General features: G+C 73.0%; 12 protein-coding genes. 4 read left to right on the top strand and 8 right to left on the bottom strand.

Annotated elements, in window-relative coordinates; all coding sequences use genetic code 11:
- Window positions 1–118: 118 nt before the first annotated feature.
- The 3 genes from AB0M97_RS11475 to AB0M97_RS11465 form a co-directional block, all read right to left on the bottom strand.
- Window positions 119–1564 (bottom strand): S28 family serine protease, encoded by a 1446-nt coding sequence (locus AB0M97_RS11475; protein WP_365960567.1) that lies wholly within the window; start codon window positions 1562–1564, stop codon window positions 119–121.
- A gap of 115 nt (window positions 1565–1679) precedes the next feature.
- Window positions 1680–2072, bottom strand: a complete 393-nt coding sequence (locus AB0M97_RS11470) for a hypothetical protein (protein WP_365960577.1) — start codon at window positions 2070–2072, stop codon at window positions 1680–1682.
- A gap of 108 nt (window positions 2073–2180) precedes the next feature.
- Entirely contained in the window at window positions 2181–5900 is a 3720-nt protein-coding gene (locus AB0M97_RS11465; protein ID WP_365960565.1) for an ABC transporter ATP-binding protein, read from the bottom strand.
- A 281-nt stretch (window positions 5901–6181) separates the two neighbouring features.
- Here AB0M97_RS11465 and AB0M97_RS11460 point away from each other — a divergent pair, with 281 nt between their 5' ends.
- The gene (locus tag AB0M97_RS11460; protein ID WP_365960564.1) at window positions 6182–6988 is read left to right on the top strand and encodes an endonuclease; all 807 of its coding nucleotides are present in this window, start codon (window positions 6182–6184) and stop codon (window positions 6986–6988) included.
- Between the two features lie 111 nt (window positions 6989–7099).
- Here the strand turns inward: AB0M97_RS11460 and AB0M97_RS11455 are convergent, their stop codons facing one another.
- Both AB0M97_RS11455 and speB read right to left on the bottom strand, forming a co-directional pair.
- Window positions 7100–8815, bottom strand: coding sequence for a thiamine pyrophosphate-binding protein (locus AB0M97_RS11455; protein WP_365960563.1), 1716 nt, complete (start codon window positions 8813–8815; stop codon window positions 7100–7102).
- Window positions 8812–9792, bottom strand: a complete 981-nt coding sequence (gene speB, locus AB0M97_RS11450; protein WP_365960562.1) for an agmatinase — start codon at window positions 9790–9792, stop codon at window positions 8812–8814. The genes AB0M97_RS11455 and speB overlap by 4 nt, the downstream gene beginning before the upstream one ends.
- Before the next feature lie 165 nt (window positions 9793–9957).
- On the opposite strand from speB, the gene AB0M97_RS11445 reads away from it, so the two are divergent.
- Both AB0M97_RS11445 and AB0M97_RS11440 read left to right on the top strand, forming a co-directional pair.
- On the top strand, window positions 9958–11502 hold the full coding sequence (locus AB0M97_RS11445; RefSeq protein ID WP_365960561.1) for a PucR family transcriptional regulator ligand-binding domain-containing protein: 1545 nt from the start codon (window positions 9958–9960) through the stop codon (window positions 11500–11502).
- Between the two features lie 79 nt (window positions 11503–11581).
- Entirely contained in the window at window positions 11582–12373 is a 792-nt protein-coding gene (locus AB0M97_RS11440) for a phosphatase (RefSeq protein WP_365960559.1), read from the top strand.
- A 67-nt stretch (window positions 12374–12440) separates the two neighbouring features.
- Here AB0M97_RS11440 and AB0M97_RS11435 read toward each other — a convergent pair whose 3' ends face one another.
- From AB0M97_RS11435 to AB0M97_RS11425, 3 genes are all read right to left on the bottom strand, one after another.
- Complete coding sequence (locus AB0M97_RS11435; RefSeq protein ID WP_365960558.1) at window positions 12441–13313, bottom strand: acyl-CoA thioesterase II; 873 nt, start codon at window positions 13311–13313, stop codon at window positions 12441–12443.
- A 28-nt stretch (window positions 13314–13341) separates the two neighbouring features.
- Window positions 13342–14499: an acyl-CoA dehydrogenase family protein gene (locus AB0M97_RS11430; RefSeq protein ID WP_365960557.1), complete on the bottom strand. Its 1158-nt coding sequence runs from the start codon at window positions 14497–14499 to the stop codon at window positions 13342–13344.
- Window positions 14500–14685: 186 nt separating this feature from the next.
- A complete protein-coding gene (locus AB0M97_RS11425) occupies window positions 14686–15276 on the bottom strand; it encodes a TetR/AcrR family transcriptional regulator (RefSeq protein WP_365960556.1) in 591 nt (196 codons plus the stop codon).
- Window positions 15277–15363: 87 nt separating this feature from the next.
- Here AB0M97_RS11425 and AB0M97_RS11420 point away from each other — a divergent pair, with 87 nt between their 5' ends.
- Entirely contained in the window at window positions 15364–16980 is a 1617-nt protein-coding gene (locus AB0M97_RS11420) for a carboxyl transferase domain-containing protein (protein WP_365960555.1), read from the top strand.
- Window positions 16981–16991 lie beyond the last annotated feature (11 nt).

Here is a 16991-nt window from a genome sequence, read left to right as displayed (position 1 = left end):
GGCCCGCACCCGCACCAGCCACTTCGCAAGGCTTCGCCCCGCCGAGCAACTCGACGGGGCGAAGCATCACGGCCCGGATTAACCAACAGCGTCCCGGTGGGCCGGGCCGCCCGCCCTCTCACGGGCGCAGCGTGGCCTCCCGCCGCAGGTCCCGCTTGTCGAGCTTGGCGTCGTACTTCGCCAGCGGCTTCGCCGCCGCCGGGTCGGCCTGCACCGCGGCGGACGCGACACCGGCCCACTCGAGGATGCGCGCCGTGGCGAACGCCTTCTCCTCGGCGACCAGCCCGGCGACGTTCGCGCCGTGGTTCATGCCGGGCGCGGTGAACACGTACGAGTCGCGCGCGCCGTGCCCGAGGCGGAACGGCTCGGCGCCCCACGGGTCGTTCTCGCCGTAGACGAACAGCATGTGCCGCGCGTTCTGGCGCACCCAGGTGTCCACGTCCCGCATCGCCGACGGCTGGAACGTCATCGGGATGGAGCGCGGCACGAAGTTCCGCGGCGGCTGGTAGCCGTAGCGGATGTACTCGGCCTCGATGTGCGGGAACCGGATCGTCGGCGCGCCGAGCTGCGTGCCGGCCTGGTAGTAGTACGGCGTGTACGGGGCGAGGCCCTGGTCGGTGTAGAAGGAGAAGCCGGAGACGGTGTCGACGGACGTCCAGATCTCGTCGTCGGTGGCGTTCTTCGCGTCGGCCGGGATGTCCGCGCAGTCCTTCAGGGTGCTGTACTGCCAGAAGCCCCACACGTAGTCCAGGACGACCGCCTCGTAGGCGCGGTCCAGGCTGCCGATGGTGTCGAAGGTGTAGCCGTTCTCGGCGGCGAGCGCCTCGTACTTCTCCTTCAGCGGCTCGCGGCGCACCAGCGCCTCGCGCTGCACGGCGTTCAGCCGGTCGCGGCACTCCTCGGTGCCGACGCGGGCGAAGAACCGGTCGTAGGCCGAGTCCTCCTTGTTCACGATGTCGTTGGGGGCGACGTAGGCGACGACGCCGTCCATGTCCCGCGGGTAGAAACGCTCGTAGTAGGTGGCGGTCATGCCGCCCTTGGAGCCGCCCGTGGAGATCCAGTTCCGGGGGTAGAGGGGCTTGAGCGCCTCGAAGATGCGGTGCTGGTCGCTGGCGGCCTGCCAGATGTCCAGCTTGGACCAGTCGGCCGGCTCGGGCCGGGACGGGGTGAAGAAGCGGTACTCCATGGAGACCTGGTTGCCGTCCACGATCTGCGTGGGCTCGCGGCGGCCGGGGTTCGTGGAGACGTTGTAGCCGCCGGTGTAGAAGACCGTGGGGCGCGAGACGTCCTTGTGCAGCACGGTGATCCGCTGCTGGAAGGTGCCCTTCGCCGGGTTCCGGTGGTCGACCGGCTGGGTGTACCTGAGGACGAAGAAGCGGTAACCGGGGTACGGCTTCTCCTCCGTGAGGCTCATGCCCGGTATGGACAGCAGCCTGTCCTTGATGTCGGTCGTGCCGGTGGCGGCACTGGTGGCTTCCGGCTCGGCGGCGGTGGCCGCTGTCGCCGTGCCCACGGTGCCGACGAGCATGGTGAGCGCCAGCAGCGATCTGAGCGCCTTGCGCATGCACCCTCCCTGGATGAGAACAGATGTGCGCCGGAAGCTATCGGAGCAACCCGGCGGGCACCAGGGGAAACCGGCAATTGGCCGTGAGAAACCTGTGGTTCCGCAGAGGAACCGGTCAGCACAGGATCCAGCCGGAACTGACCGAGCCGCGCGCCACGCTGCCCTTCACCCACACGCAGCGCTGTCCGGCGTGCACGGTCACCGGGCCCGCCCGGTGGGTGAACCGGCCCTCGTCGACGACGGGGCGGCCACCGCGCGCCCGCACGCTGACCATCATCTTCCGCCTGGTGCCGGGCTTCTCGGGCAGCGTCACGGCGCAGACGTAGCCGTCCCGCTTGTAGACGGCCACCGAGCCCGTGGAGAACGGCAGGGTGCGGACCTTGCGGCCCGAGCAGTGCGCGGCGGCCTGTGCCTCGCCCGGCGCGGCCACCGCGAGCAGCCCGCCCGCGGCCAGGACCGCCAGGCCCAGCGCGCACCGCCTGCGTATCGCCCCGCCGGTGCCGCCCACGCCACCACCCGCTCGACCGCCCACTGTGGCTCCTTCCGCGCTGTCACCCCGGCGACTTGGCGTACGGGTGTACGGACGCGGGGCGTATGCGGGATGGTTGCACGGCCGTCAGCGGGACGCGGCGACGGGTTCCCCGGGCTCGGCCTGGCCGACGAACGTCCGCCACAGTGCGGCGTAGCGCCCGTCGCGCGCCAGCAGTTCCTCGTGGGTGCCGTCCTCGGCGACCCGGCCGTGGTCCATGACGACGACGCGGTCGGCGCGGGCCGCCGTGGTCAGCCGGTGCGCGACGACGAGGGTGGTACGGCGGCCCGCGAGCCGGTCGGTGGCCTGGTTGACCTGGGCCTCGGTGGCCAGGTCGAGCGCGGCCGTCGCCTCGTCCAGGAGCAGGATGTCCGGGTCGACCAGTTCGGCGCGGGCCAGCGCGATCAACTGCCGTTGCCCGGCGGACAGGTTGCGGCCCCGCTCGGCGACCTCGTGGAGGTAGCCGCCCTCCAGGGTGGCGATCATCTCGTGCGCGCCGACCGCGCGGGCCGCCGCCTCCACCTCGGCGTCGGTGGCGCCGGGGCGGCCGTAGGCGATGGCGTCGCGGACGGTGCCCTGGAAGAGGTACGCCTCCTGTGGGACGACGCCGAGCCGGTGCCGGTAGGAGGTGAGGTCGAGGGCGCGCAGGTCCGTGCCGTCGACGGTGACCCGGCCGCGGGTCGGATCGTAGAACCGGGCCACCAGCTTCACCAGCGTCGACTTCCCGGCGCCGGTCTCGCCGACGAAGGCGACGGTCTGCCCGGCGGGGATGCGCAGGTCGATGCCGGTCAGCGCCTCCTCGTCGTCGCCGTAGGAGAAGTGCACGTCCTCGAAGGCGATGTCGCCGCGCAGGGACGGGACGTCGAGGGGCCGGTCGGGGACCTTGGTGGAGGTCGGCTCGCGCAGCAGTTCCTGGATGCGGCCGAGCGAGACGGACGCCTGCTGGTAACCGTCGAAGACCTGGGAGAGCTGCTGCACGGGCGCGAAGAACAGGTCGATGTAGAGCAGGTACGCCACCAGCGCGCCGGTGGTGAGGGTGCCGTCGTCGATGCGCATGCCGCCGACGACCAGGACGGCGGCAGCGGCGGCGGACGACAGGAACTGCACGAACGGGAAGTAGACGGAGATCAGCCACTGGCCGTGGACACGGGCGCGCCGGTAGCTGTCGCTGCGCTCCGCGAACCGCCTGCCGCCGTCCCGCTCGCGCCCGAACGCCTGCACGATGCGCAGCCCGGACACCGACTCCTGGAGGTCGGCGTTGACGGCGGAGACCCGCTCACGGGCCAGTTCGTACGCCTTGACGCTCGCCCGGCGGAAGAAGAACGTGGCGACGATCAGCGGCGGCAGCGTGGCGAACACCACCAGCGCGAGCTGCACGTCGATGACCAGGAGGGCGGCCATGATGCCGAAGAAGGTGACCACCGAGACGAACGCGGTGACCAGGCCGGTCTGCAGGAACGTCGACAGCGCGTCGACGTCGGTCGTCATCCGGGTCATGATGCGGCCGGTCAGCTCGCGCTCGTAGTAGTCGAGCCCGAGGCGCTGGAGCTGGGCGAAGATCTTCAGGCGCAGCGCGTACAGGACGCGTTCGCCGGTGCGGCCGGTCATGCGGATCTCGCCGGTCTGCGCGGCCCACTGGACGGTCACCGCGAGCAGGGCGAGCAGTGACGCCGTCCACACCGCGCCGAGGGACAGCTCGGTGACGCCCTCGTCGATGCCGTGCCGGATCAGCACCGGCAGCAGCAGGCCCATGCCCGCGTCGGCGGCGACCAGCGCGAGGCTGACCAGCAGCGGCAGGCCGAAGCCGCGCAGCAGGCGGCGCAGCCCGTACGACTCCTCCGGCCGGACCGCGCGGCCCTCGTCGACGTCCGGCACGTCGGTCGCGGGCGGCAGCGCCGCCACCTGCGCGAGAAGCTCCGGGGTGGCCGGGGAGCCGTCCATCGCCGGGTCCCTGGGCTCGCGCTCGCCCGCCCACAGCCGGGGCGTGATACCGCGCTCGGCGTCGAACTCCGCGTCCAGTTCGTCCCGTACGGAGGTGTCCTCGCGGGCCACGGACGGCTGGGCGTGGCCCGGGGAGACGCCGCCCAGCTCGTCCGGGTCGGTGAGCAGGCGCCGGTACAGGGGGCACCGCTCCTGGAGTTCGTCGTGGGTGCCGATGTCGGCGAGCCGGCCGCCGTCGAGGACGGCGATGCGGTCGGCGAGGTTGAGGGTGGAGCGGCGGTGCGCGATCAGCAGCGTCGTACGGCCCCGCATGACGTGCGCCAGCGCCTCGTGGATCTCGTGCTCGACGCGGGCGTCGACGGCGGACGTGGCGTCGTCCAGGACGAGCAGGCGCGGGTCGCTGAGGATGGCGCGGGCGAGCGCGATGCGCTGGCGCTGGCCGCCGGAGAGGGTCAGGCCGTGCTCGCCGACCGTCGTGTCGTAGCCGTCGGGCAGGTCGGCGACGAACCGGTCGGCCTGGGCGGCGCGCGCGGCGGCCTCGATCTCCTCGTCGGTGGCGTCGGGGCGGCCGTAGGCGATGTTGTTGCGGACGGTGTCGGAGAACAGGAAGGAGTCCTCCGGGACGAGGCCGATCGCGGCCCGCAGCGACTCCAGGGTCAGCTCGCGCACGTCGTGCCCGCCGACCAGGACGGCGCCGCGCGTGACGTCGTAGAAGCGCGGCAGGAGCAGGGAGACGGTGGACTTCCCGGAGCCGGAGGAGCCGACGACGGCGAGGGTCTCACCGGGGCGGATCGTGAAGGACAGGCCGTCGAGAACCGGGCGGTCGTCGTCGTAGCCGAAGGTCACGTCGTCGAACTCGACGGTCGCGGGCGCGTCGGCGGGCAGCTCCTTGGTGCCGTCGGCCAGGGACGGCTCGGTGTCGATCAGCTCCAGGACGCGTTCGGTGCCGGCGCGGGCCTGCTGCCCGACGGTGAGGACCATGGCGAGCATCCGGACCGGGCCGACGAGCTGCGCGAGGTAGGTGGAGAACGCGACGAACGTGCCGAGGGTGATGTTGCCGCGCACCGCGAGCCACCCGCCGAGGGCGAGCATCGCGACCTGGCCGAGCGCGGGCACGACCTGCAGGGCGGGGGTGTACCTGCTGTTCAGCCGTACGGTGCGCAGCCGCCCGGCGAACAGCCTGCGGCCGACCTCGCGCAGCTTGCCGGTCTCCTGGTCCTCCTGCCCGAAGCCCTTGACCACGCGGACGCCGCTGACGGCGCCGTCGACCACGCCCGCGACCGCGGCGGCCTGCGCCTGGGCGTACCAGGTGGCCGGGTGCAGCCGGGTGCGGCTGCGCTTGGCGATGATCCAGATGGCGGGCGCCACGGCGAGCGCGACCAGGGTGAGCGGCAGGGACAGCCAGGCCATGACGGCCAGGGAGATCAGGAACAGCATGAAGTTCCCGATGGTCATCGGGAGCATGAACAGCAGGCTCTGGATCAGCTGGAGGTCGCTGGTGGCGCGCCCGACGACCTGCCCGGTGGACAGCTCGTCCTGCCGCCGCCCGTCGAGACGGGTGATCGTCGCGTACATCTCCGTCCGCAGGTCGTGCTGGACGTCGAGGGCGAGCCGGCCGCCGTAGTAGCGGCGGATGTAGGTGAGGACGTAGACGACGAGGGCGGCGCCGATCAGGGCGCCCGCCCAGGGGGCCATGGCGCGGCTGCCGTCACCGATGACGTCGTCGATGATCACTTTGGTGATCAGCGGGACGACGGCCGTCACGGCCATGCCGGCGAGGGAGGACCCGAGGGCCAGCACGACGTCCTTGCGATACCGCCAGGCGTATCCCGCCAGTCGTCGTGCCCATCCCCGTTGCGGTGTCACGCCGGTGCCCTCCGATCGTCCTGATCTTCCGGAAGGCACCAACACGGCGGGGGCCGGATTTCATCCCGTCGCACCGAGCGCGGGGGCGAGCGCAGGAAGCGGGCCGCCGAGCGCGGGGGGCTCCCGCCCCCGACCGACCGCCTTGTACGCCAACGCGCCCGCGATGCGCGCCACTTGCCCCGCACCGACACGCATTCGACACGCCCTCTTCACCCCCCGGCATACATGTCCATGTCACTCTCTCGGATGGCCGCTCCATCCCGCGTAGATGGGACTCCCCCATGCCCGTGACACCCGCACGCCGCCGCTGGAAGACGCTCGCCCTCGTCACGTCGGCCGCCCTCGTCGGCGTGACCTTCCCCGCCCTGACCGCGTCCCCGGCCGCGGCGACGACGACGGCGTACGACTCCACGTACTACGCCGCCGCCCTCGGCAAGTCCGGAACGCAGCTGAAGACCGCGCTGCACGGGATCATCGACGACCAGACCAAGCTGTCGTACACGGCGGTCTGGGAGGCCCTCAAGGTCACCGACCAGGACCCGGCCAACGCCGGCAACGTCAAGCTGATCTACTCCGGCATCTCCCGCAGCAAGACGCTGAACGGCGGCAGCGCGGGCAACTGGAACCGGGAGCACGTGTGGGCGCAGTCGCACGGCGACTTCGGCACCACCGCCGGCCCCGGCACCGACCTGCACCACCTGCGCCCCGAGGACGTCCAGGTCAACAGCATCCGCGGCAACAAGGACTTCGACACCGGCGGCAGCAGCTTCACCAACTCCGGCGGCAGCCTGACCGACGCGAACTCCTTCGAGCCCCGCGACGCCGTCAAGGGCGACGTGGCCCGCATGATCCTGTACATGGCCGTCCGCTACGAGGGCGACGACAGCTGGCCCGACCTGGAGCCCAACGACACGGTCACCAACAGCAGCGTCCCGTTCCACGGCCGCCTGTCGGTACTGAAGCAGTGGAACGTCCAGGACCCGCCGGACGCCTTCGAGGAGCGCCGCAACCAGCTCATCTACGACCGCTACCAGCACAACCGCAACCCGTTCATCGACCACCCGGAGTGGGTGGAGTCGATCTGGTAGCCGGCGACAGGAACTGCGGCCCCCGGGCTCCCCGTCACACGGAGCCCGGCGGCGCCACCCGCCGCGCGGGCCGGTGACCGGTCACCTTCCCCGCCCGCTTCTCCGGGGCCTTCAGCCGCCGGCGGCGTCCGGCCGCTCGCCCGTCCCCCGATGCGTCGCCCCGAACATCCGCAGCTCCGCCGGAAGCACCACCACCGACGGCCCCGGTGACGCCAGCGCCTTCGCCAGGTCGGCCTCCAGCGTCTGCGGACTGGTGCGGACGCCCGGGACGCCGAAGGACTCCGCCAGGGCCGTGAAGTCCGGGCCGGTCAGTTCCGTTCCCGTCGGCTCGCCGAAGGCGTCCGTCATGTACTCGCGCAGGATGCCGTAGCCGCCGTCGTCCACGATCAGCCAGGTGACCGGCAGGTCGTACTGCTTCGCCGTCGCCAGCTCGGCGATCGAGTACAGTGCGCCGCCGTCGCCCGACACCGCCAGGACCGGGCGCGTGGGATCGGCGACGGCCGCGCCCAGGGCCGCCGGGAAGCCGTAGCCGAGGCCGCCCGCGCCCTGCGCCGAGTGCATCGTGTTGGGGCCCTTGGCGTCGAAGGCCGACCACGCCCAGTAGGCCAGGATCGTCATGTCCCAGAAGGACGGGGACGCGGCGGGCAGCGCCCCGCGGACCGCGGCCAGCACGTCCTGCTCCAGGGTGAGTCCCTGGGACGCGATGCGGCCGGACACCCGGGACAGCAGCTCGCGGACCCGCTCCCGCGCCGTCTCGTCCTGGCGCGGCGGCACCGTTTCCAGCAGCGCCTGGAGCGCCAGTCGCGCGTCCGCGTGGATGCCCAGCGCCGGGTGGTTGGACTCCAGCTTGCCCGCGTCCGCCTCGATCTGGACGACGCGGCCCCGCGGCCGGAGCGTGTGGTAGTTGGAGGACAGTTCGCCCAGGCCCGAGCCGACCACCAGCAGGACGTCCGCGTCCTCCAGGAAGTCCGTCGTGTGGCGGTCCTCCAGCCAGGACTGGAGCGACAGGGGGTGCGTCCAGGGGAACGCGCCCTTGCCGCCGGGCGTCGTGACGACCGGCGCCTGGATCCGCTCCGCCAGCTTCCGCAGCTTGCCCGACGCGTCCGACCGCACCACTCCCCCGCCCGCGACGATCACCGGGCGGGACGCCGTGGACAGCAAGTGGGCGGCCAGCGCCGTCAGTTCGGGGCGCGGGGGCAGTTCGTCAGGTGTCGCGTCCAGCGCCGTGACCACGGGGAGCGTCGTCGTGGCCAGCAGCACGTCCTGCGGGATCTCCACCCACACCGGGCCGTGCGGGACCGTCAGCGCCGACTTCCAGGCCGCCGCGATCGCGGACGGGATCTGGGACGGGGTGCGGACCGTGTGGACCGACTTCACCACGCCCCGGAACGAGGCCGCCTGGTCGGGGAGTTCGTGCAGGTAGCCGTGGCGGCCGCCGCCCAGGCCCGCCGTCGGGACCTGGCCGCCGATCGCCAGCACGGGCGCGGAGGCCGCCGCCGCCTCCTGGAGCGCCGGGAGGGACATCAGGGCGCCGGGGCCCGCCGACAGCAGCAGCGGCGCCGCCTCGCCCGTGATCCGGCCGTAGGCGTCCGCCGCGAACCCCGCGTTGTTCTCCGTCCGGAAGCCGACGTAACGGAGATCCGAGCGGCGCAGGGCGTCGAACATGCCCAGCGCGTGCTGGCCGGGCAGTCCGAAGACGGTCGTCGCGCCCAGCCCGGCCAGCGTCTCCACGACCAGGTCCCCGCCGATGCGGCCGGAGGGCGGGTTCAGCGCGGCCTCCGTCTGGGCCGGCGTCGGACGGAGCACCAAGTCGTGGTCGTGGGTCACGGGCCCTCGTTCTCCTCGCGTGCCGCGGCGATCTGGCGGGACATGATGGTGGTCAGTTCGTACGCCGTGTGCGACGCCGCCACCGACGTGATCTCCGCGTGATCGTACGCGGGCGCCACCTCCACCACGTCCGCGGAGACCAGGTCGCAGGAGGCCAGCCCGCGCAGGATCTCCAGCAGCTCGCGGGAGGTCATGCCGCCCGCCTCGGGCGTGCCGGTGCCGGGCGCGTGGGCCGGGTCGAGGCAGTCGATGTCGATGGATATGTACAGCGGGCGGTCGCCGATGCGCCGGCGCAGCTGGTCGGCGACCTCGTCGGCGCCGCGGCGGTAGACGTCCGCCGAGGTGACGATGCCGAAGCCCATCTTCTCGTCGTCGGTGAGGTCCTGCTTGCCGTACAGCGGGCCGCGCGTGCCGACGTGGGACAGCGCGGAGGTGTCGAGGATGCCCTCCTCCACCGCCCGGCGGAACGGGGTGCCGTGGGTGTACTCGGCGCCGAAGTACGTGTCCCAGGTGTCGAGGTGCGCGTCGAAGTGCAGCAGCGCCACCGGGCCGTGCTTCTTCGCGACCGAGCGCAGCAGCGGCAGCGCGATGGTGTGGTCGCCGCCGAGCGTCATCAGGCGCGCGCCCGTGCCGAGCAGGTCGTCGGCCGCCGCCTCGATCGTCTCCACGGCCTCGTTGATGTTGAACGGGTTCACGGCGATGTCACCGCCGTCGGCGACCTGCGCGAGGGCGAACGGGGAGGCGTCCTGCGCCGGGTTGTAGGGGCGCAGCAGCCGGGACGCCTCGCGGATCGCGTTGCCGCCGAAGCGGGCGCCCGGCCGGTAGGAGACGCCCGAGTCGAACGGCACGCCCACCACGGCGACGTCGGCGGTGCCCACCTCGTCGAGGCGGGGCAGCCGGGCGAAGGTCGCGGGACCGGCGTACCGCGGGACGCGGGAGGAGTCGACGGGGCCGCGCGGCGTGTCGGTGCTGCTCATGGGAAGGGTGCCTCCTACGGACTGCTGGTACGGCGGTTTCGCGGTACGGGTCTCCCGGGCCGGATACGGGCTCGGGCCTCCGTTTGACGCTAAGTGGCCATCCTGCGGTACGGGAAGTGTACGTTTCATCCACCACAGAGCACTTCACTGGAGGAAACGTCCACCATGTCCGAGCCGGCCGTTCCCGCCACGCCCCCGACCCCGCCCGTCCCGCTGACCGCCCTGCTGGCCCGCGAGGACCTGGGGCTGCGCCGGATCGCCGGGCCGGACGACCCGGGTGCCGCGGTCCACTGGGCGCACGCCTCGGAGATGGCCGACCCGTACCCGTACCTGCTGGGCGGCGAGCTGCTGCTGACGGCGGGCGTGCACGTGCCGGAGGGGGCGGACGGCGGCGCCTACTTCGACGCGTACGTCGCCCGGATCGTCGCGGCGGGCGGCGCGGCCCTGGGGTTCGGGGTGGCGCCCGTGCACGACACGGTGCCGAGCGCGCTGGTCGCGGCGTGCGAGCGGCACGGGCTGCCGCTGCTGGAGGTGCCGCCGCAGACCACGTTCTCGGGCGTGGCCCGCGCGGTCTGGCAGCTGATGGCCGAGGCCCGCCTGGCCGAGCTGCGCCGCGTCACCGAGGCGCAGCAGAGCCTGGCGGCAGCGGCGTCCCGCCCGGACCCGGTGCCGTCGGTCCTGCGCCAAGTGGCCCGCCGGCTGGGCGGCCGGGCGGTGCTGTACGGCCCGGACGGCGCGGAGATCGCGGCGGCGGGGCGCCCGGTGGACGAGCGGACGCGGCGGGCGCTGGCGCAGCTGGCACGGGTCGTCCGGCCCCCGGAGCCGTCCCCGAGCCACGCCCCGGCCACCGGCCCCGTCCCCGCCTCGGCCACCGACACCGTCCCGGGCAGCCGTCTCGCCGCCTACGCCCTCGGCGCCGGGCAGGGCTTCGTGCTGGGGGTGGCCGCGCCGCGGCGGGAGGCCGGGGACCACACCATCGCCTCCGTCGCCGCCGTCCTGCTGTCACTGCTGACGGGCGAGCACCAGAGCGGCACGGGGGCGGCCCGGTCCGCCGCGCTGGTACGGCTGCTGCTGGGCGCCCGGCCCGAGGACGTGGCACCCCTGCTCCGGGGCACCGGCGCGGGTGACGCCGGTGACGCGGGCGGCGCGGGCGGCAGAGGCTGGCGCGTCGTGCACGCCCGGCCCGCCTCGGGCACCGCCCCCGACGCCGTCGCCGCCTCCGCGCTCGGCGCCGCCCTCGGCTCCCCGCTGGTCGACCTGGGCCGCGACGCCGTACGGGTCGTCCTGGCGTCCGGCCCGGAACCGGTGCCGCAGCCCGGCTGGACGCTCGGCGTGAGCGCCGCCGTCGGCCCGCGCGACCTGTCCGCCGCCGACGCGCAGGCCGCCCGCGCCCTGGGCCGGGCCCGCGCCACCCGGACGGCGCTGGCCCGGCACGGCGACCGCGCGGGCCTGGCCGCGCTGGTCCCGCCGGACGAGGCCGAGGCGCACGCCCGCGCCCTGCTCGCGCCGGTCGCCGCCACGCCCGCCCTCACCGAGACGCTGCGCACCTGGCTCTCCCTGCACGGCAGCTGGGACCGTACCGCGGTCGCGCTGTCCGTGCACCGCAACACCGTCCGGCAGCGGATCGCCCGCTGCGCGGCGCTGCTGGAGGCGGACCTGGACGATCCGGACGTACGGATGGAGCTGTGGTTCGCCCTGCGGCAGGTGTGACCGGCCGGGCCGCGTGACCCGCGTCCCAGCGGGCGGGACACCGGGGTGTGCCGCAGGTGCCTGCCTCACAATGGGAGGCATGCCGATACCCGGGACGCCCAGCCGCGCCGAACTCGTCGAACACCTCGTCAGGACCCGTATCGCGGGCGAAGTCGCCACGCCGCGCGAGAACAACCTCTCGCACTACCGGAAGCTGGCCAACGGCGACCGCCACTTCTGGCTCGGCCTGGAACTCGGCGACCGCTGGACCGACGAGCAGGACGTGCTCGCGGTGATGGCCGAGCGGGTCGGCGTCAGCGACGACCCCGGACACCGGTACGGGCAGGACACCATCGACCCCGAGCTGACCGTGGCCGGGCTGGAGCGCCTGGCGGCCCGGCTGCGCAAGGCGGCGGACGGCGGGCAGCGGGTGCTGTTCGCGACCGGCCACCCCGGCGGGCTGCTGGACGTGCACCGCGCCACGGCCGCCGCGCTGCGCGCCGCGGGCTGCGACATCGTGGTGATCCCGGACGGGCTGCGCACCGACGAGGGGTACGTCATGCAGTTCGCGGACGTGGCGGTGCTGGAGCACGGCGCCACGCTGTGGCACACGCACTCCGGTGAGCCGATGAAGGCCGTCCTGACCGGCCTGGAGCGCGAGGGCCGCCCGCTGCCGGACCTGGTGGTCGCCGACCACGGCTGGGCGGGCTGCGCGGGGCAGCACGGCGTCGACTCCGTGGGCTACGCCGACTGCAACGACCCGGCGCTGTTCCTCGCCGAGGCGGAGGGGACCGTGCAGGTGGCGGTCCCCCTGGACGACCACGTGGTGAGCCCGCGCCACTACGACCCGATGACGGCGTACCTGCTGTCGGAGGCCGGCCTCACCGGCTGAGGCCCCGCGGCTGCGCACCGGCGACCGGGTTCGGCGGCTGGGACCTCTTCTCAGCGGTCCCGGTCCCTCAGTGCTCCCGGGGGACGCGCACCAGGCCTTCCTGGATGACCGAGATGGCGAGCCTGCCGTCCTGCGTGTAGATGCGGGCCTGGCCCAGGCCCCGCCCGCCGTGCGCGGACGGCGACTGCTGGTCGTACAGCAGCCATTCGTCGGCGCGGAACGGGCGGTGGAACCACATGGCGTGGTCCAGGGAGGCGCCGACCACGTCGCCGACGGCCCAGCCGCCGCGGCCGTGCGCGAGCAGCACCGAGTCCAGCAGCGTCATGTCGGAGACGTAGGTGGCGAGCACGACGTGCAGCAGGGGGTCGTCCGCGAGTTTGCCGTTGGTGCGGAACCACACCTGCGAGTGCGGCTCGCGCGTCTCGCCGAACCGGCCGAACGGCGGGTCGTCGACGTACCGCAGGTCGACCGCCGCGCGCGCCTCCACGAACCGCTCCACGGTCTCCGGGTCGAGGTGCCGGTAGCCGCGCAGCCGCTCCTCGGAGGTGGGCAGCGTCGCCGGGTCGGGCGCGGGCGGCATCGGCGCCTGGTGGTCGAGGCCCTCCTCGTACGTCTGGAAGGACGCCGACAGGCCGAAGATCGGCTTGCCGTGCTGGACGGCGACCACGCGGCGGGTGGTGAAGGACCGGCCGTCGCGGAGGCGGTCGACGTTGTAGACGATGGGCGCGTCCGGGTCGCCCGGCCGCAGGAAGTACGCGTGCAGGGAGTGCGCGAGCCGGTCGCCGGGGACCGTGCGGCCCGCGGCGACCAGGGCCTGGGCCGCGACCTGGCCGCCGAAGACGCGCGGGACGACGGCGGACCGGGAGCGGCCCCGGAAGATGTCCTGCTCGATCCGCTCCAGGTCGAGCAGATCGAGCAGGTCCTGCAGTGCCTCACTCATGGGGATCGGTGCCGGGCCGTCGCGGGCCCTACAGGCCCATGGCCTTGGCGATGATCGTCTTCATGATCTCGCTGGTGCCGCCGTAGATGCGGTTGACCCGGTTGTCCGCGTACAGGCGGGCGATCGGGTACTCGTTCATGTAGCCGTAGCCGCCGTGCAGCTGGAGGCACCGGTCGATGACGCGGTGCGCGACCTCGGTGCAGAACAGCTTGGCGCTGGCGGCCTCGGCCGGGGTCAGCTCACCGGCGTCGAGGGCCTCGGTCGCCCGGTCGGCGACGGCCTCGGCGGCGTCCACCTCGGCCTGGCAGGCGGCCAGCTCGAACTTGGTGTTCTGGAAGTGGGCGACGGGCTTGCCGAAGACGGTGCGCTCCTGCACGTACTGCTTGGTGAACCGGATGGCGGCCTTGGCCTGCGCGTAGGCGCCGAAGGCGATGCCCCAGCGCTCGGAGGCGAGGTTGTGGCCGAGGTAGGAGAAGCCCTTGTTCTCCTCGCCGAGCAGGTCCTCGACGGGCACCTTGACGTCGACGAAGGCCAGCTCCGCGGTGTCGGAGGTGCGCAGGCCCAGCTTGTCCAGCTTGCGGCCGACGGAGTAGCCCTCGGACTTGGTGTCCACCGCGAACAGGGAGATGCCGAAGCGGCGGTCCTCGGCGGTGGGCGGGGAGGTGCGGGCGCAGACGATGACCTTGTCGGCGTGGACGCCGCCGGTGATGAAGGTCTTGGCGCCGTTGAGGACGTAGTGCGTGCCGTCCTCGCTGAGCCTGGCGGTGGTCTTCATGCCCGCGAGGTCGGAGCCGGTGCCCGGCTCGGTCATCGCGATGGCCCACATCTCCTCGCCGGTGACGAACTTCGGCAGGTAGCGCTTCTTCTGCTCGTCGGTGGCCAGCATCTTGATGTAGGGCAGGGCGAGCAGCACGTGCACGCCGGAGCCGCCGAACTGGACGCCCGCGCGGGCGGTCTCCTCGTACAGGACGGCCTCGAACTTGTGGCTGTCCATGCCCGCGCCGCCGAACTCCTCGGGGACGTTGATCCCGAAGACGCCCAGCTCGCCGAGCTTGTAGTAGAACTCGCGCGGCGCCTGGCCGGCCGCGAACCACTCGTCGTAGACGGGGACGACCTCGGCCTCGATGAAGGCGCGAAGGGTCTCCCGGAACGCCTCGTGATCCTCGTTGAACACCGTACGGCGCACGCCGCCGCCCTCCTTCGCGCCTGAACCGGCGCCGCTCTCGCGTACCTGGTCGACCGCCGCCGAGGGTCCCCGGCCGACGGCCGCGCACCCATGGCTAAGCGCTTGCTCACTTCTCAAGGTACCGGCGAGTAGGAGCCGTCGTCCAGACCGGGAGAGGCGTAACCCTCGTCACTCACCTCGACGGCATCAGGCCCCCGCGGCCGCGAAGGCGCCCCGGGCCATCCGGTGCAGCAGCTCCGCCGTCGCGCCCCGGCCCGGGAGGGTGCCCGCGCGGCCCAGGTGGGGGGTGGAGTTGAGCAGGCCGAACACCGAGTGGACCGCCGAGCGCGCCGCCGGTTCGGCCAGCGCCGGATACACCTTCCGGACGACCTCCACCCACAGCTCGACGTACTGCCTCTGGAGCTGCCTGACCAGCTTGCGGTCGGTGTCCCGGAGGCGGTCCAGCTCGCGGTCGTGCAGGGTGATGAGCGGGCGGTCGTCGAGCGCGAAGTCGATGTGCCCCTCGATCAGCGAGTCGAGGACCGCCTCCGGGTCGCCCGCCGACTCGGCCACCCGCCGTCTGCCGCCGGTCAGCAGCGATCCGCTGATGCCGACCAGCAGCTCGGCGAGCATCGCGTCCTTGCCCGCGAAGTGCCGGTAGAGACCGGGGCCGCTGATGCCCACGGCGGCGCCTATCTCGTCGACTCCGACGCCGTGGAAGCCGCGCTCGGCGAACAGCCGGGCGGCCTCCTTGAGGATCTGCTCGCGACGGGTGGGGGCGTCGGTTCTCATGGCCATGCCCACAATTCTAGACAGGGAGGTTAGCGGTCGTTAACCTGTACGAAATGCGTTAACGCTCATTAACAAGGTGAGGGGACCCGCAGGATGCACGAGGCACCGGAGCTTCACAGCGCGGCCGACCCCGCGTCGGAGGCCTTTCGGGCCAACGAGGAGGCGCACCGCGCCCTCGTCGAGGAGCTGCGCGCCAAGCTGGCCGCGGCGCGGCTCGGCGGCGGCGAGAAGGCGCGCGCCCGGCACACCGCGCGCGGCAAGCTGCTGCCGCGCGACCGGGTGGACACATTGCTCGACCCCGGCTCGCCCTTCCTCGAACTGGCACCACTGGCCGCCGACGGGCTGTACGACGGGCAGGCCCCGGCCGCCGGGGTGATCGCCGGCATCGGCCGGGTCGCGGGACGCGAGTGCGTGATCGTGGCGAACGACGCGACCGTCAAGGGCGGCACGTACTACCCGATGACGGTCAAGAAGCACCTGCGCGCGCAGGAGGTGGCGCTGGAGAACCGCCTGCCCTGCCTGTACCTGGTGGACTCCGGGGGCGCGTTCCTGCCGATGCAGGACGAGGTGTTCCCCGACCGCGACCACTTCGGGCGGATCTTCTACAACCAGGCCCGCATGTCCGGCGCCGGGATCCCCCAGATCGCGGCCGTGCTCGGCTCCTGCACGGCCGGCGGCGCGTACGTGCCCGCCATGAGCGACGAGGCGGTCATCGTCCGCAACCAGGGCACGATCTTCCTGGGCGGCCCGCCGCTGGTGAAGGCGGCCACCGGCGAGGTCGTCACCGCCGAGGAGCTCGGCGGCGGCGAGGTGCACGCGCGGGTGTCGGGCGTGACGGACCACCTCGCTGAGGACGACGAGCACGCGCTGCGGATCGTGCGCACCATCGTGTCCACGCTCCCCGCGCGCGGGGAGCTGCCCTGGGAGGTGCGCCCCGCGGTCGAGCCGAAGGTCGACCCGTACGGGCTGTACGGGGCGGTGCCGGTGGACTCCCGCACCCCCTACGACGTGCGGGAGATCATCGCGCGCGTGGTGGACGGCTCGCGGTTCGCCGAGTTCAAGTCGGAGTTCGGGCAGACCCTCGTCACCGGCTTCGCCCGCATTCACGGGCACCCCGTGGGGATCGTCGCCAACAACGGCATCCTGTTCTCCGAGTCCGCCCAGAAGGGCGCCCACTTCGTCGAGCTGTGCGACCAGCGCGGCATCCCGCTGGTGTTCCTGCAGAACATCTCCGGCTTCATGGTCGGCAAGGACTACGAGGCGGGCGGCATCGCCAAGCACGGCGCCAAGATGGTCACGGCGGTGGCGTGCACGCGCGTGCCGAAGCTGACGGTGGTGGTCGGCGGGTCGTACGGCGCGGGGAACTACTCGATGTGCGGCCGGGCCTACTCCCCGCGCTTCCTGTGGATGTGGCCCAACGCCAAGATCTCGGTGATGGGCGGCGAGCAGGCCGCCTCGGTCCTGGCGACCGTCAAGCGGGACCAGCTGGAGGCCCGCGGCGAGGACTGGCCGGCCGAGGAGGAAGAGGCCTTCAAGGCCCCGGTCCGCGCCCAGTACGAGCGGCAGGGCAGCGCCTACTACGCGACGGCCCGCCTCTGGGACGACGGCGTGATCGACCCGCTGGAGACCCGTCAGGTCCTGGGCCTGGCGCTGACGGCCTGTGGGAACGCGCCGCTGGGTGACCCCCAGTTCGGCGTCTTCCGGATGTGAGGGGGAGCTGA

The organism is Streptomyces sp. NPDC051207, assembly GCF_040682395.1.
GTDB lineage: Bacteria > Actinomycetota > Actinomycetes > Streptomycetales > Streptomycetaceae > Streptomyces.
Note: the sequence above shows the minus strand (reverse complement) of the source record. Positions and strands in the feature narration are given on the sequence as shown.